The sequence below is a fragment of the Glutamicibacter sp. MOO4 genome (assembly GCF_056934395.1).
The window spans coordinates 908159-924614 of the sequence record NZ_CM167800.1 but is presented as its reverse complement, the minus strand read 5'-3'; the positions used below and the strand labels follow the sequence as shown (position 1 = coordinate 924614).

12 protein-coding genes and 2 tRNA genes are annotated in these 16456 nt (G+C 49.9%); 2 read left to right on the top strand and 12 right to left on the bottom strand.

All coding sequences use genetic code 11. The annotated features are described in order from the left end of the window. Nucleotides 1–6: 6 nt before the first annotated feature. The 7 genes from AC1Z3F_RS04190 to AC1Z3F_RS04160 form a co-directional block, all read right to left on the bottom strand. Nucleotides 7–82 (bottom strand) — tRNA-Glu (locus AC1Z3F_RS04190). A gap of 48 nt (nt 83–130) precedes the next feature. After that, nucleotides 131–202: transfer RNA gene (locus tag AC1Z3F_RS04185), tRNA-Gln, on the bottom strand. Between the two features lie 368 nt (nt 203–570). Continuing rightward, nucleotides 571–2076, bottom strand: a complete 1506-nt coding sequence (gltX, locus tag AC1Z3F_RS04180) for a glutamate--tRNA ligase (protein WP_483566634.1) — start codon at nt 2074–2076, stop codon at nt 571–573. 157 nt (nt 2077–2233) lie between these two features. Further along, entirely contained in the window at nt 2234–2998 is a 765-nt protein-coding gene (locus AC1Z3F_RS04175; RefSeq protein WP_483566633.1) for a fumarylacetoacetate hydrolase family protein, read from the bottom strand. 17 nt (nt 2999–3015) lie between these two features. Next, on the bottom strand, nt 3016–4107 hold the full coding sequence (gene galE, locus AC1Z3F_RS04170; RefSeq protein ID WP_483566632.1) for a UDP-glucose 4-epimerase GalE: 1092 nt from the start codon (nt 4105–4107) through the stop codon (nt 3016–3018). 76 nt (nt 4108–4183) lie between these two features. Next, nucleotides 4184–5278, bottom strand: coding sequence for a branched-chain amino acid aminotransferase (locus tag AC1Z3F_RS04165; RefSeq protein ID WP_483566631.1), 1095 nt, complete (start codon nt 5276–5278; stop codon nt 4184–4186). A gap of 117 nt (nt 5279–5395) precedes the next feature. Beyond that, nucleotides 5396–6454 (bottom strand): 3-isopropylmalate dehydrogenase, encoded by a 1059-nt coding sequence (locus tag AC1Z3F_RS04160; RefSeq protein WP_483566630.1) that lies wholly within the window; start codon nt 6452–6454, stop codon nt 5396–5398. 194 nt (nt 6455–6648) lie between these two features. Between AC1Z3F_RS04160 and AC1Z3F_RS04155 the strand changes: the two genes are divergently transcribed. Both AC1Z3F_RS04155 and AC1Z3F_RS04150 read left to right on the top strand, forming a co-directional pair. After that, nucleotides 6649–7869 carry a sensor histidine kinase gene (locus tag AC1Z3F_RS04155; protein ID WP_483566629.1) on the top strand — a complete coding sequence of 407 codons (1221 nt, stop codon included), beginning with the start codon at nt 6649–6651 and terminating at the stop codon, nt 7867–7869. A gap of 6 nt (nt 7870–7875) precedes the next feature. Beyond that, entirely contained in the window at nt 7876–8568 is a 693-nt protein-coding gene (locus AC1Z3F_RS04150) for a response regulator (protein ID WP_483566628.1), read from the top strand. Between the two features lie 73 nt (nt 8569–8641). Here AC1Z3F_RS04150 and metG read toward each other — a convergent pair whose 3' ends face one another. The 5 genes from metG to AC1Z3F_RS04125 all read right to left on the bottom strand — a co-directional run bounded on the left by metG (nt 8642) and on the right by AC1Z3F_RS04125 (nt 16454). After that, the gene (gene metG, locus AC1Z3F_RS04145) at nt 8642–10198 is read right to left on the bottom strand and encodes a methionine--tRNA ligase (RefSeq protein ID WP_483566627.1); all 1557 of its coding nucleotides are present in this window, start codon (nt 10196–10198) and stop codon (nt 8642–8644) included. A 57-nt stretch (nt 10199–10255) separates the two neighbouring features. Next, nucleotides 10256–11263 carry an NYN domain-containing protein gene (locus AC1Z3F_RS04140; RefSeq protein ID WP_483566626.1) on the bottom strand — a complete coding sequence of 336 codons (1008 nt, stop codon included), beginning with the start codon at nt 11261–11263 and terminating at the stop codon, nt 10256–10258. An 80-nt stretch (nt 11264–11343) separates the two neighbouring features. Further along, nucleotides 11344–12759, bottom strand: coding sequence for a stealth conserved region 3 domain-containing protein (locus AC1Z3F_RS04135; protein ID WP_483566625.1), 1416 nt, complete (start codon nt 12757–12759; stop codon nt 11344–11346). A 262-nt stretch (nt 12760–13021) separates the two neighbouring features. Continuing rightward, the gene (locus tag AC1Z3F_RS04130; RefSeq protein ID WP_483566624.1) at nt 13022–14440 is read right to left on the bottom strand and encodes a GDSL-type esterase/lipase family protein; all 1419 of its coding nucleotides are present in this window, start codon (nt 14438–14440) and stop codon (nt 13022–13024) included. A gap of 4 nt (nt 14441–14444) precedes the next feature. Then, a complete protein-coding gene (locus tag AC1Z3F_RS04125) occupies nt 14445–16454 on the bottom strand; it encodes a glycosyltransferase (protein ID WP_483566623.1) in 2010 nt (669 codons plus the stop codon). Nucleotides 16455–16456 lie beyond the last annotated feature (2 nt).

The following is a 16456-nucleotide window of genomic DNA, read 5'->3' as shown; positions in this document are numbered from 1 at the left end:
TTAATATGGTGACCCCAACGGGATTCGAACCCGTGTTGCCGCCGTGAGAGGGCGGAGTACTAGGCCGCTATACGATGGGGCCGTATGCCGAAGACGGATCTTCAACTCACCAAATTGCTTTGGTGAAGCGCTGGGATACCAGGACTCGAACCTAGAACGACAGAACCAGAAACTGCTGTGTTGCCAATTACACCATATCCCAATGTGACTTGGAGGTTTAGGGAATTCAGATAGTTCTGATTTCCGTCCACTCCCGCAGCACGAGATAAAACTATACAGCTCTACGATTATCTACACAAATCGGAAACTGTGTTGGTTTTTAAGGAGATATTGCGCGACATGGTGCGGAACCACTCAGTTCAGTTCACCTTCATCAAGTGCAGAACCCAGTGTTTAGTATCTGTGAATTAACGCACTCTTCCTACGACTAGCCAAGAACGAAACAGAGAGTTCTGCGTCGAAGGTAGACCAAGGCGTCAGTGACACAAAAACATCGCCCCGAGGGCTACAACAAAAATGTTGCGGCACCTCGGAGCGACGGATCGAATCAAGAAAACCTACAGTGGCTATCTATCGGCTTTCACCGAAGGCACGCAGGCGGTTCAGGCTTGATTCGCGTCCCAGGATTTCCATTGACTCGAAAAGTGGAGGAGAAACTCGCTTGCCTGAGATGGCAACACGGGCTGGACCAAATGCCTGACGAGGCTTCAATTCCAGTTCATCAACGAGCTTGGCACGCAGGGCAACCTGAATGTGTTCAGCATTCCATTCGCTGACAGTTTCCAAAGCGGCTACCGATGCATCAACGACCTCGACCAAGTTAGCTGGCATGCCCTTGAGCGCATTGTCAGCGATAACGATCTGATCATCTGATTTGAAGAGGAATTCAAGCATGTCTGTAGCTTCGCCGAGCAAGGCAATGCGTTCCTGCACCAGTGGAGCAGCCTGATCCAAGATCTCGTTTTCGCGCGCGGTAAGTTCTTCACCAACAAGCTGAGCAGCCTGAAGGTAAGGAACCAAACGGTCACGGAAATCTAGTGGATCAAGCATGCGCACGTGAGTACCGTTGATAGCTTCGGCCTTCTTCACGTCAAAGCGTGCTGGGTTAGACAGCACGTCCGTCACGTCAAAGGCTTCAATAAGCTGATCACGCGAGAAGATATCTTCATCAGCGCTTAGGGACCAACCAAGGAGCGCCAAGTAGTTCAGCAGGCCTTCTGGGATGAAGCCGTTGTCACGGTGCAAGAATAAGCTTGATTCTGGATCACGCTTGGAAAGCTTCTTGTTGCCCTGTCCCATTACGTATGGCAGGTGACCAAAGCGCGGCATGTACTGTGCGACGCCAATGTCGTGGAGCAGTGCGTACAGGACAACCTGACGTGGAGTTGAAGAAAGCAAGTCTTCTCCACGAAGCACGTGAGTGATACCCATCAACGCGTCATCGATAGGGTTGACCAGCGTGTAAAGCGGCTGTCCGTTGGCGCGGACTACAACGTAGTCCGGAACAGTGCCTGGTTTGAAGGTGATCTCTCCGCGAACAAGGTCGTTGAAGGTCACATCGTGATCCGGCATGCGAACGCGCAAGACTGGCTCGCGGCCTTCTGCCTTGAACGCTGCTTTCTGCTCATCGGTGAGTTCACGGTCAAAGTTGTCGTAGCCCAGCTTAGGGTCACGACCAGCAGCCTTGTGGCGCGCTTCTACTTCTTCCGGGGTGGAGTAGGACTCGTATACGTGTCCAGCTGCACGAAGCTTTGCAATGACATCTTGGTAGATCTCGCCTCGCTGTGACTGACGGTATGGCTCGTGTGGTCCGCCAACATTGACGCCTTCGTCCCAGTCGATGCCCAACCAGCCCAATGCTTCAAGCACTTGGTTGTAGCTTTCTTCCGAGTCGCGCTTTGCGTCGGTGTCTTCGATGCGGAAAATCATCTTTCCACCGGTATGACGAGCGTAGGCCCAGTTGAACAGGGCCGTGCGGATCAAGCCAACGTGTGGCGTACCTGTGGGTGATGGGCAAAAACGAACGCGTACTGGGGTGTCTTCGGTTACTTCAGGAATCAGCGATAGATCAGTCATGATGTCTACATTCTATGCCTTTGAAGCCGAAAGTTGCAGTTAAACCGCAAGGCTCCCGATCACATAAATGATCGAGAGCCAGTGCGGTTCCACCAATTTGATGATGGCAAGTTGGGCAGGATAGCTAGGGAGCGCCTGTCTGCCTAGTAGACGATACTTAACGTCTAAATACACTTCGCAAGGAGCCAATGCCCTCAACTTCAATTTCAACTACGTCTCCAGCTTCAACCAAACCAACACCCGCTGGAGTGCCGGTCATGATGACGTCACCTGGCAGGAGGGTGAATGCCTCGGAGGCGCGAGCCACAAGTTCGTTCACTGGCCAGATCATCTCGTTAGTAGATCCGTCCTGACGGACTTCACCGTTCACGCGAGTCACAATGCCAGCGTCATCTGGATCGGCCAGTTCAGTTTCAATCCAAGGACCCAATGGGCAAGATCCGTCAAATCCCTTGGCACGTGCCCACTGCGGATCTGACCGCTGTGCATCCCGTGCGGTCAGGTCATTTGCCACCGTGTAGCCAAAGATCACGTCTTGAGCTTTGTCTGCTGGAACATCCTTGCAGATGCGACCAATGACCACAGCAAGTTCACCCTCGAAAGAGACTTCTTCAGAGAATGCCGGCAGAGTAACCGGGTCGCCGTGACCAACCACCGAAGTGTTGGGCTTAAGGAACATGATTGGTTCCTTTGGAACCTCATTACCTAGTTCCTTGGCATGTTCGCGATAGGTGCGGCCGAATCCGACAACCTTGGAACGAGGAATGATCGGCGCGACAAGCCGAACGTCATCCAAGCTATGGGTCGCACCAGTTGTCTTGATTCCTTGGAAGAACGGGTCTCCCGCGAGAACGTGAATATCATTTCCATCAACGACGCCGTAAAGCGGGTCGCCGTCTACTACAAACCTTGCTATCTTCATTCGATTACTTCTCTTATCTAATCTTGTTTTGCCAGCGAAGTTCGTTCGCCTCGAATAAACTCGTTCATCTCGTCTTCAGAAATATCATCGAGGGAAAATTCCGGGTACCCGGCTGGGTTCTTGGACTGCCACTGCCACATGTCGCGGGCCATTTCCTCGACACCACGCTCTGCCTTCCAGCCTAGCTCCAAGCGAGCGGTAGTCGGGTCGCCATAGTACTCGGCAATATCGCCCGGGCGGCGATCAACAAGCTTGTAGGGAAGCTGCCGTCCACAAGCACGTGAGAACGCACCGATAACGTCCAAGACGCTTGTGCCGCTTCCTGTGCCAAGGTTCCATACATATTGTCCGCTGTGCTCATTGAGGAAGTCCAAGGCATCCAGATGGCCTTGGGCTAGATCCATGACGTGGATGTAGTCTCGAACGCCAGTCCCGTCATAGGTTGGGTAATCATTGCCGAAGACTTGAACTTCACTGCGTCGTCCGACCGCAACCTGAGCGATGAATGGCATCAGGTTATTCGGAATGCCCTGTGGATCTTCGCCAATATTGCCGGACGGATGAGCACCAACAGGGTTGAAGTAACGCAAAGTCGCAATGGACCAGGATGAATCAGAGACAGCCAAATCTTCAAGGATCTGTTCAATGTGGAGCTTGGTACGACCATACGGGTTGGATGCGTCTCGTTGAGCGCCTTCAACCAACGGCAATTCGGTTGATTCCGCATATACGGTGGCCGAAGAACTAAAGACCAAGCGTTTCACGCCTGCCTTTTCCATTGCGGAAACCAAATTCAGGGTGCCAACCACGTTGTTCTGATAATAGGTAATTGGCTTTTCTACTGACTCGCCAACGGCCTTCAGACCACCGAAATGGATCACAGCATCAGGCTTGGTTTCTAGAAGAACAGACTCAAGACGGTCGCTGTCCAGCAGGTCACCGGTAAACAATTGCGGTGCTGAGCCAGACATCTCACGTACTCTCTTGAGCGACTCAGGCGAAGAATTGCTCAGGTTATCAAAGACGGATACTTTGTGTCCTGCTTCTAGCAATAGGAGCACAGCGTGCGATCCTATGTAGCCAGCTCCGCCAGTTACCAGTACGTGCATTGCAGTCCTTTACAACTCAAAAACGATGGCCTCGGGAAAGAATCCCCGAGACCATCGTAGTCGTTTGTTATGGCCTCTAAGCCAAGCGCTCAAGCCAACCGTGTCGATCTTCAACGGTACCCAGCTGGATACCCAAGAGTTCTTCACGGATAGACATGGTCACTTCACCTGCTGGAGCACTTTCGTTTCCGATAAGTTCATCTCCATTTTTGAGCACACCAATCGGAGTAATGACTGCGGCCGTACCACAAGCGAATGCTTCGGTGATTTCGCCTGAAGCGATTCCGTCACGCCATTCGTCAAGGGTAATCTTGCGCTCTTCAACCTCCATGCCACGATCCTTGGCAAGCTGAATGACCGACGAACGGGTGACACCTTCAAGGATTGTCCCGGTCAGCGCAGGTGTAATGAGCTTCTGATCCTTTGTTACAAAGAAAACGTTCATGCCGCCAAGTTCTTCAACAGCATTGTCGTTGAACGAATCCAAGAACAAGACCTGCTTGCAGCCGTGCTCTTCCGCTTCCAGCTGGGCAATCAGGGAAGCAGCATAATTGCCTCCACACTTAGCCGAGCCGGTACCACCGCGCCCGGCACGGGCGTAGTCTTTGGAAACCCAGATGGCCACAGGCTTGAGCTCTCCCCCGAAGTAATTACCGGCTGGAGAAGCAATGACGCGGTAGGAAACTTCTCGCGCAGCGCGCACTCCGAGGAAAGCTTCAGTAGCAATCATGAACGGGCGCAGGTAAAGAGCTTCACCTTCACCGGTTGGAACCCACTCGACATCGGTAGCAACAAGCTTCTTCAAGGAATCAACAAACACGTCCTCGTCCAGCTGTGGCAGAGCCAACCGCTGTGCCGACTTGTTCAAGCGCGCAGCGTTAGCCCGCGGACGGAAGCTCCAAACTGAGCCGTCCTCGTGACGGTATGCCTTCAGACCCTCAAAGATCTCCTGGCCGTAGTGAAGCACCGAGGCGGCTGGATCCATGGCGATTGGACCGTAGGGTTCAATTCGAGCGTCATGCCATTGACCATCGCGGCCACCTTCATTGGAGGTCCAATCGACAACTGCAGTGTGGTCAGTGAAGAAATCTCCAAAGCCCGGGTTAGCCAAAACGCTGGCGCGCTCCTGGGCACTCTTGCGACTTGTTGAAAGATTTTCGGTGAATTCCATCTACCCTTGGACTTCCTAGCTCAATAATCAAAAGAACGGATGCCCCACGTTTACGCGGAACATCCGTTCGTGGAATTGCCACCGGTTAGGAACTAACCGGAAACGTCTGTTTTCAGCTTATGCCAGTAGAGCGACAATTGCATCGCCGATTTCACTTGTGGTGCGATTATCGGTCAATTCCTGTCGCGAAGTGATCTCTTTTTCAACAGCTTGCTCAACTGTGCGTGCTTCTTCTGACAATCCGAGATGATCAAGCATCAAAGCCACAGACAGAATGGCAGCCGTTGGATCAGCCTTCTGCTGGCCAGCAATATCAGGAGCTGATCCATGTACCGGCTCAAACATTGAAGGGTAGGTGCGCTCCATGTTGATATTGCCACTGGCAGCTAGTCCGATGCCACCAGTAATGGCTCCAGCCTGGTCAGTCAAGATGTCACCAAACAGGTTGTCAGTAACGATGACATCAAAACGAGATGGGTCCGTGGTCAAGAAAATCGTGGCAGCGTCAACGTGGAGGTAGTCATGAGTGACCTCAGGGAATTCCTCAGCAACGGCTTCCACGGTTCGCTTCCACAAGTGGCCTGCGTGCACCAAGACGTTGTGCTTGTGAACCAAAGTCACGTGCTTACGTTCGCGTTCTGAAGCGCGGCGGAATGCATCACGAACCACTCGCTCAACACCGTAGGCAGTGTTCACCGAAACCTCTGTGGCAATTTCGTGCGCGGTTCCGGTGCGCACCGAACCACCATTGCCTACGTATGGTCCTTCGGTACCTTCACGAACCACGACAAAGTCAATGTTGCCAGGGTTAGCCAGCGGGCTTTCAATGCCGGCATAAAGCTTGGATGGACGTAGGTTCACGAAGTGATCCAAGGAGAAGCGAAGCTTCAACAGCAATTCACGTTCAATGATTCCTGAAGGAATACGAGTATCACCAGGAGCTGCACCTACGGCACCAAAAAGAATGGCGTCGTGCTGTTTGATTGCAGTCAGCGTCTCATCTGGGAGAGTCTCTCCAGTTTCAAGCCAGTGTTCTGCGCCAAGTTTGTAGTAAGTGAGCTTGACGTCTTGCTTGCCACCATTGGTGACGAACTTCAGAACTTTGACCGCTTCAGTTATAACTTCTGGGCCAATCCCGTCACCTGGAATGACCGCAATATCAATTTCATTTGCCATGGTTCAACTCTAGCGACCACAGTCCAACATGTGAGAGTTCGTCTCATATTATGAGAACTCTGCGACTTTCAATTACAGACTTCAAACCTGAGCATGACGTGCACCGTCTCAACGACTCGATATCCTAGATCTAGCGGACACCGCTGTATCGGTTTTATCTGTCCGCAACTGACACCACTGAATTGAAGGAAGCATTGTTTCTTGCTAATCCCCACCGTCGCATTGACGGTTGGATCCGCGCGAATCCACGACGCGTAGATTTCATCACCGGGCTCGTTTACACACTTTTCTGTGTGCCCGGCACCATCGGTTTAACCGGCTCCATGTCAGTCACTGCAATGTTGTCCATTTTTGCGATTGCCCTTCTGCAATCCGCTCCAATGATGGTCCGCAGACGATTCCCGTGGGCAGCAACTCTGGTTATAGTCGTGGGCCATCTACTGCAGCTGGCCTTTGATGGCCTGATTCTTCCGTCTCAGATATCAGTGCCCATCATGATCTACACCATGGCCGTGTACGGGAAACGTTGGCAGTCATTCGGCACGTTGGCGCTCGGGTTTCTAGGCGCCATACTTGCCACCTTCAAGCTTTTCAGCCCGTCTCAGTACAGCCCAGAAGTCTCAACTGGGTTATCCGCTGACATGATCTTTTCCTTCGTGGGATTGGCGTTGCTCGTGACCTTGTCTTGGACCTTTGGCGACTTGGCGCGGACACGCAGACTAGCCATGAAATCCCTCAAGGATCATGCAGACAGACTGGAAAACGAACGAATCATGGAACGGGCCTTGGCTGCCTCAGATGAGCGAAACCATATTGCCCGAGAAATGCACGATATCGTTGCTCACTCGCTCTCTGTGATCATTACCCAAGCAAACGGCGCACGCTACGCTGCGATCAAAGATCCGCAAATTGCAATCGACACCTTGAAGACTGTCTCTGATACCGGTCGTGCCTCACTCAAAGAAATGCGCCGACTCTTGGGCGTGCTGCGAAAGGACGAAGAGCTCCAAAATCGACCGCTGCCCTCCTTGACTGATGTTGAAGACCTGGCTGAAATTGCTAGGAACTCCGGACTCGAAGTGAAGTTGGAAACAGCTGGCACACCCCGTAAAGACCTACCCGCCGGAGCAGAGCTCACCGCATATCGGTGTATTCAAGAATCCTTGACCAACGTTCTGAAACATGCCGGCACCAACGTAGTTGCTGAAGTGTTACTCACGTGGACTTACCGTGGTCTTGACCTTCGCATTGTGGACAACGGGCGTGGTGCCGGGGCCATCAAATTAGAGGGCACTGGACAAGGGCTAATCGGAATGAAAGAACGAGTAGCCTTGTACGACGGTACCTGCACTTCCGGCGCACAACCATCCGGCGGATACGCCGTAGCAGTATTCATCCCATACTCTGAGGACTAAACACACATGGAAAATATCAATGCCATCAAAGTCGCATTGGTTGATGATCAGCTACTGGTTCGTAGCGGTTTTCGAATGCTTATCGACTCACAAGATGACATGCAAGTCATTGCTGAAGCGGGAAACGGTCGAGAAGCGATAGCTTCTCCCCTGACCTCACAAGCAGATGTCATCCTTATGGACGTTCGGATGCCTGAGATGGACGGTATCGAAGCCACCCAGCGTTTGCTTGACCCATCAAAGCCAGCAGCAGACGGACCAAAGGTCATTGTTCTAACCACATTCGACATGGATGAATACGCCTTCAGTGCCATCCAGGCCGGCGCCAGTGGATTCCTTCTCAAAGACGCCCCTCCGGAAGAACTTCTGGAGTCAATTCGGACGGTCAACCGCGGAGATGCAGTCATTGCACCTTCAACAACGCGACGACTACTGGATCATATGGCGCCATTGATGAAAAAAGCTTCGGCTCCTTGCAATGAACAGTTAGCAGGTCTGGTCGACTCACTGACCCGGCGTGAGCGAGAAGTCTTTGGCCTGATTGCACTGGGTCGCTCAAATCCAGAAATCGCTCAAGAATTGTTCTTATCTGAGGCTACTGTCAAAACACATGTCGGCCACATTCTCTCAAAGCTTGAAGCCCGCGACCGTGTGCAGGCCGTTGTCATCGCCTACCAGACCGGAGTAGTTAGCCCCTAGGTATGACGAATGCCGGCCTTGCAAGGAAATCAATTGACTGAAGTCCTGTAAGGCCGGCATTCTCTATCAGAAGCTAAATTAACTTTTCTTCTTCGTAGCGCGGGAAGACAGGCTTCGGAGCTGGCAATTCCGTGCCAGGAACCAAAGAGGTGTCGAAGTATTCGAAGGTGCGAGCCGAACCCTCGCCAACTGCCAGCGAATTAAGCATGGCAGTCATGGTCTGAGGCAAGACTGGCTGCAAGAGCAAAGCCACCTTACGGACTACCTCGATGGTCACGTACAAGACAGTGGCCATGCGCTCAGGATCTGTCTTCTTAAGCTTCCATGGTTCTTGCTCTGCGAAGTACGCGTTGGTATCGCCAAGCACGTGCCAAACAGCTTCAAGCGCCTTGCTAAACTCTTGGCGCGAGTAGGCATCTCGACTAATGTCCAACAGTTTGCCCGCAGCATCAAGAATTTCATGATCCTCGGCAACAAACCCTGCAGGAGTCGGAACGACTCCCCCGCAGTTCTTAGCCACCATGGACAATGAACGCTGAGCCAAATTGCCAAAGTTATTGGCAAGGTCACCATTGATGCGAGCGACAATGGTTTCGTGGTTGTAACTTCCGTCAGCACCGAAAGGAACCTCGCGGAGGAAGAAGTAACGCACCTGATCTAGTCCATAACGGTTCACAAAATCGTCAGGTGAAACAGTATTGCCCAAGGACTTAGACATCTTCACACCATTGTTGTGCAAGAAGCCGTGAATCATCACGCGCTTAGGCAACGGCAACTTGGCGGACATCAGGAACGCTGGCCAGTAGATTGCGTGGAAACGAGAAATGTCCTTACCAATAACATGTACGTCAGCTGGCCAGTACTTTTGGAACGAAGCGGAGTCCACGTCTGGGAATCCAACACCAGTGAGGTAATTGGTCAGTGCGTCAACCCACACGTACATCACGTGCTTTTCGTTACCAGGAACCGGGATTCCCCAGTCGAAGGTTGTGCGTGAAATCGAAAGATCGGTCAGACCGCCTTCAACAAAGCGCACTACCTCATTAAAGCGAGTACGGGGTGCTCCAAATTCAGAATTGTTCTGGTAGTAGTCCAGCAACTTGTCCTGATACTTGGACAGACGGAAGAAGTAGGATTCTTCCTCAGTCCACGTAACTTCGGTATCGGTTTCAGTGGCGTAGCGAATTCCGTCTTCACGGACTTCAGTTTGCTCTTCGGTGTAAAACGCTTCATCGCGTACGGAGTACCAGCCAGCATACTTATCTAGATAGATGTCGTCATTGGCTTCCATCCGACGCCACAGCTCCTGAGCTGCAGCATGGTGGTCCGCGTCAGTAGTGCGGATAAAGCGATCGTAGCTTGTTCCCAGATCATCATTCATTGTCTGGAATGCATCCGAATTGCGCTGCGCAAGTTGCCCCGGCGTGATTCCCAACTTTTCAGCTGTCTGCATCATCTTCTGACCATGCTCATCAGTGCCGGTCAAGAAGAATACGTCGTGGCCGTCAAGTCGTTTGAATCGAGCCATCACGTCGGTAGCCACAACCTCGTAAGCGTGGCCGATGTGAGGAGTGCCGTTCGGGTAGGAAATGGCAGTGGTGATGTAAAAAGGTTTCTGCTGAGAAGTCACGATACAAATTTACCTTAGCTTGCGTGCTTTAGAGTTCTTCAAGTCGTTGCTTGCCTGTCACATGATCTTGTCTAGGTACTCCCAGAAGGCACTTCTTAATGTTCTGCGGACAGTCTGCTGATCAGTCTTCCACTCCCCCAAAACCTGCGCGCAATCTTTGAGTAGCGTCCTATCAATTTCCGGTGGAAGCTGCGGCTTATCAGCCATTAATTCCACTACTTCAGACTGTGTAGTAAAGGCAAGCCAGGACTCGGCGACCTTTGCGCCAATCTCTTCAGCTACCTTAAGCTCTTGTTGCTCATAGGCAGCATTGCCCTTGTATCCAGGACGTTCGCCACCGCTGGAATACACAACTTCTAGACTTGGCTCCGCGTGAACGGACGCTTGAGCTACAGGTTTTTGAGCCATCATCGCCGGGGTTGGAATAGCTGGTTTTGGCGTGGCAGGAACTGCTGGAGCCGTTGGAGCACCGGCAATTGCCGACGTCTTCTCTGAATGGTGCTGATCCCATTCCAGTACCTTAGTGAACGCACTATCCAATAACTGGTTAGGAATGATTTCAATGTAATCCGCTGTTAGTGCCAAATGCTCGGCCACAGAGGCGACGCCTAACCTGCTATCCGATTTAGCGATACCAAGAAGCACCACTTTCATCCCGAGGTCCTGAGCCTCTTCTACAGCCTCAGCAAGATCATCATCACCGGAGACAAGGTAGGCAATGGAAGCTGAGCGATTTCGAGCAACACCAACAAGATCCAAGGCAAGACGCAAGTCCACGCCTTTTTGTTCTCCGTTGAAAGAAATACGACCCAGACGAACTTTCACGCCAGGTATAAGTCCAATTCGCTTGTGCTGCTCGGTAAAGAGTCCATCCTTGGACGCGTCATACCAATAAACACGCAGGTTATTCAGCCCGGTATTTTTCTTTACCGTCTGGACGATTCCCCGTACCAACGATTCGTAGTGAGTAGTAAATGCGGATCTTAGGGTTGTACCAGCGGCGCGGTGCCCGCCAAGTGAAAGTAGGAATCCAGCGTCAACAAATATTGCGGTTTGATTCATCATGTTTCGATCGTACGATATCTACCCAAAGGAGCCGATCTCATGTCGTTCGAAATTCAAAATATCCTGCGGCAACTCAACAACTAGTCCGTTATTCTCGGGGCTTCGTTCTCAAACGTATTGGCTACAGGCAGAAAAGCTGCAAGCAATTCTCCAACTAGAGCTTTCATTCTTGGCCTGTCTTGATCCGACACAGCACTGGATCCATCATTAATTACGATTGTGTCATGTGACCTACTACTGAGAATACGCTTGAGTCGACCTAGCGCATGCGAATCTCCTGGGTCAATATAGTCATACCTTATGCGACCGGGAACGGCGTATGCCCTTGCAAGAGCGTACTGAAAATACAAAGAGCCACAAATAGCAAGATCTCGTTTTGACCTGAAACGTGATGAAGAAGTTTCCCTGAAATTTTCGGCAAATAAATCTTCAAGCTCATATAACACAGACCGAGAAAGGGCATAAGGCGTATGATAAAATTTACGGTTGACAATCGGATAGTTGTTACTTTTCAATAACTTTCGAGCGTTGCGACCGGCAACCGTCGAAACATTGTCTAGATCCGATTCATCGTTGTAATTAACCAGGGCCCTGGAGAAAAATACTTTAGAAACCCCGTTCGGGTGGAAGAACGCTTCGGGACCAATGGGCCGCACCAAAAGGAAATCATCATTGAAGTAAAGGAAATGTTCAGATAAACCATTTATGTGATGTAAATTCGCCTCAATCGCATGTGAATTAAATACTGGCAACATTGACGCATCTTGCCATATCTCAGAATGATCAACTATGCGTATTTGATCATCTGGAATTAGCCAAACGGGAGTTTGCCCATCAGTCACTACAAAAATATTTCGTATCCACGGAGCAAACTGCCTAATCGATCGAAGGCAGAATTTCAATTCATCGAAAGAATCGTACCTTGAATCCGCTACGGCGTCAGGAACGAGCCCTTTCTCATCGCCCATACTCGTCTGAAGAAATCGCTCTTTCTTTCGCTTCCAGACTTGATCCTGACCGTCAACCCAAGTAATAACGGCATCGATCGGAAATTGAACAGATAGTCCATCCAACTGCTTGGCTTCGTCAATGGCCTTTTCGAATGAACTAATATTAAAGCTAGGGTCTGGCAAAGTTGCCGAAACCGGATTCCAACATGAGGCAACTATAGAATTAGAATCAGATGAAGGGCACCATCGTATTACATCTATGCCTTGAGCTATCCCACTCTTGAATTTTGATTCAGGGTTCGATGATAAGCAACGATAAGGAAATAACCTTAAGCCACGGGGGAACCTCCCTAGGCGCGCACGACCGACTGGCTGAGCCTTAGTCTCATCTGCGCGACCCCGTCCGTCCAGTGGCGCAGCGTACCAATACTTGAAATGAGGTGAACTGGCAGTACTTTTCACAAACTTTTCATAATCCTGATCCGTCAAGTTCAGGAACGGAGTTTGTGGCCACGGCCGGATGAACTCCCAATATTCCAGGTTCATCTTGGCTAGCTGATTTTTTACCAAATTCATATTCAACTGGGCTGAACTCTGAAGCGACCCAACTGTTGGCGGAAGAAAAAACCTAACAGAGAGAAATTGGGCGTGCACCACAACTCCGGCCTGCCTAAATTGTCGGCTGTTAATCAGAAGTATCAATATGGAAAAAAGGGAACACGATACCTCATTGTACCATGTGCGGAATATTCTGATCATTCTATTCAGCATTTTTGATAGAACAGTCTGCATCTAAAATACACCTAAATTAGCCTAGATTTCGAACATTTTCAAAAGTAAAATTATTATACGGTCTGTGGCGACATTCTTCTTCGTACACAATGAAACTGGATGGAGCGAGTGATTTATTGAGTTGAATTGCCCCAAGAATCTCTATCTCAAATTCCACTCGCTTTGACTCGACTGCACCATAAACAGATGACACTCCAACCCGATGGATACCAGGCTTCCATCGGTGCGCAGATTTGAAATGGAACCGCCCCTCGCTATCAGCAGCAACTGCTCCAACGATTAAGTCGTTGCCCCAGATAACTATCTTCGAACTCGGCGATGAAACGCTGCCACGAATCTCCGGAATTGCAGAGGAAAAACGTCGAGTCGGAAAAGTCACTACAGGTGAAGCCGGGCCACTAAGCGAAGAAAATACCATAGCAGCCGAAGATTTTATTCCATCATCATTTGACAAGATAATAATCAACTCGTTTTCCCCATCTGGCCATGCCGTTACGGGTCGGAGTGTCCAATTCAGGTCAGAGTCGAGGCTTGACTTACCGACAAGAATTTCACCTACATACGCAGAAATAATTCCTCGAGAACCCGTGTCACCAATAACACGACCACTTATTTTCGCGTACGGGCCAAGTGGCCGGCGCGGAATTGAGATTTCTAACGAACTCGGGTCGCCTTTTGCTTGGTCAGAGATTGCTGGCTGATTCATTTCCTCCTGAAGGCGATTCGACAATCGACTAATGCATTCACTTGAAAACTGAATCGCTTTCTCAAAGCCATCGATAGCGCGTAAAACATGATTCAGTGCGAGATCTTCTATAACCAAAGACGCGACCAAACGAGCGCCCAGCTGATTGAGATGAGTACCGTCCCATACACCGTTCGGCTTATGATCGTTCTCGCCTGGTTCATACCAACAAAACAGATAACGCGCGCTGAAGGAACCCAGGTTATCAAGAATCTGTTTAGTTCGAACTTCTAGATCGATCAACGGAGTTTGTGTCTCCGTGGCCACCGCACGAATTGCTGACGAGTGCGCTCCACGAGAGAGTGCAGAGTCATTTAATGATTGAAAAGTATGTCTCTGTGGAGGCGTCAACAATACCGGTCGTGCTCCCGACCGGTTGATGTACTGTATCAGTGAATTCAGCCAAGTTTTAAACTCTGGAATCGGTACAAATCTAGTTGCGTCATGGATCATGGCGTCAACGGTGCCGAGAGCAATTAGGACAACGTCCTCTGGTGCAAGCCGCTCCAAGAGCAGATGGAATCGTTCAGTAAAATATATTCGAGTCGTCATCTCGCTTCGAGCGAAATTTAGTACCTCAACGTCTCCTCCGACAAAATCAGAGAGGTGACTGCCCCAACCATGCATTGGCTGCTCAGATTCTGTACGAGGCGCAGCGACAGAATCGCCAATAATAAATAACTTCTTCATAGATTCAGACCTTTCGACTAATCACACTGAACGACAAATCGTTTCGAATAGACAAATACGGCCGAATTGAAACGCGACCCTCAATTTGGTGCATCTGATCATAGTCTTCATAATTCCAAGCAGGATAACTATATATATGCTTTTTAGAAACTACGTCATCAATGATTTTCGAAACACGAATACGCTTGTTTTTTTCCCTCAGGAAAAGATCCCAGTCTTCATGAACATCTATTGCTAATTCTGCGAGTCTAGCAAGATCAATCACGACTCGAAGGGAGTCAACCCCTTGGAAGTCAACGGGAAACGTGATTCGTTCCTTATTTATTCCGCGGCGCACCAGAATGGCATCTTTAATTTCGGATTGCGCAAACAAAGAATTTATGTCAACAACGGCCAACGACTGTTGTTGGCGCAACGTTGACAACTCCGCATGCCGTTTGCGGCGCCAAGAGCGTACCCTCATTTCCCCTTGACCAGACGAGAATGGGATGACGTGAGAAAAACCGGCCTGGGTCTCGTTGATTGAACTTGAAACCAAAGAAGATGAATCAACAGTCAGATTCGTGTAAGCAATCCTTCTACCCAAACTACTAAACTTAGTGTCCCAAATTGCATCCGTATTAAAAAGATCGGACGTGATTACCGTTTCGTATACGGTTCCATCTGTTGATTGAGTTACCTTCTGAAGCCTTGAACTAAAACTTAGGGCTTTTTTCGTCTTACTAGAAAATGTAACCGTAGGAAATGCTACGAAGTTGCCTCTCGGAAAAGACATTCGGAGTGTAAGTTCATTTCCAGAAATCGACTTTACGTCAAGGTTTGGGGAAGTCTTGCTACTCGGTGCCCTTAGTGCGTTAGGCATTGGGTCGGTACCAAGTATTCCTGCATCAGCCATCAGTTTATTATATTGCATTGCTATGGATTTGGACGAATACTGGATCGCTTTATGTTTGGCATTTTCGGCCAGTTTTTCCCGGAGAGCCTGATCACGTAATAACCTTCGAAGATGTCGTGTCAGGTCGGAGAGGCTTCCGAGCTCCGAGAGGATCCCGTCAACCTCATTTTCAATAATCTCTCTCGGGCCAACGGGACAATCCGTACTCAGTACCGAGAGACCGGCATCCATTGCTTCGATGATCGTCATGCCAAACGACTCAGCGTCTGAAGTAGATACCGCTATGCTTCCTTTGCGCCATTCCGCTGCCATGGAACCGTGTGGTCCCATGAGGTGCACATGGTTAGACAATCCGAGCCTCTGGGTAAGGAGCTTCAAGGAAGAACGTTCCGCGCCATCACCATAGATACGAACTTTCCAGTCAGGAAATTCGTCCTTCAGCTGGGCAAAGGCGTGTACTAAAAGCTCAAATCGCTTCCCTTTGTTCAATCGGCCAGCAGCAACGATTAGTTTATTTTGTTGAGTCGATTTTGGCAGATTGGAGACGGTGAATGAATTAGCAATACAGCTTACTCTAACATTTACGCCTTCGTATAATTTTGCAAACAAATCACGTTCATAATTTGTTACTGTAACGACTTCCTGAATATTACTGTAGCTGGATCGCATCTCATTCACCAAGTCGGGTGCAAGCATGGAAGCAGATGTGTGTTCTTGTGCGATTCTCAGCGTTCCAGGCCTTGTATATTTCGCCATCATGATCGCTAGTCCAGGGCGACTAGAGATGACGACGTCGGACTCAAGTTTTGAGAAAAATTCCCTCAGTCTTTCATCAGAAAGTACAGAATATTGATCGTATAACTCCTCTTGAGCAGGGATTTCTTGACTCGGAAACTGCGACTTCTCATCATTCCTGTCTTGGGATCCAAGTCTCGTATCCACTAGCGGAATTACTTGAACCTTCGGGCTGATGTCGAACGAAGGACTATCTACACGTTGGTATACCGAAAGAATAGAAACATCGTGCAAATTCGCAAGCTCATTGGCCAGGTTGACAACGGTTCGGACAGTACCTCCGACGCCGTAGATATTATGAGTCAAGAACGTAATTGTTGCCATAA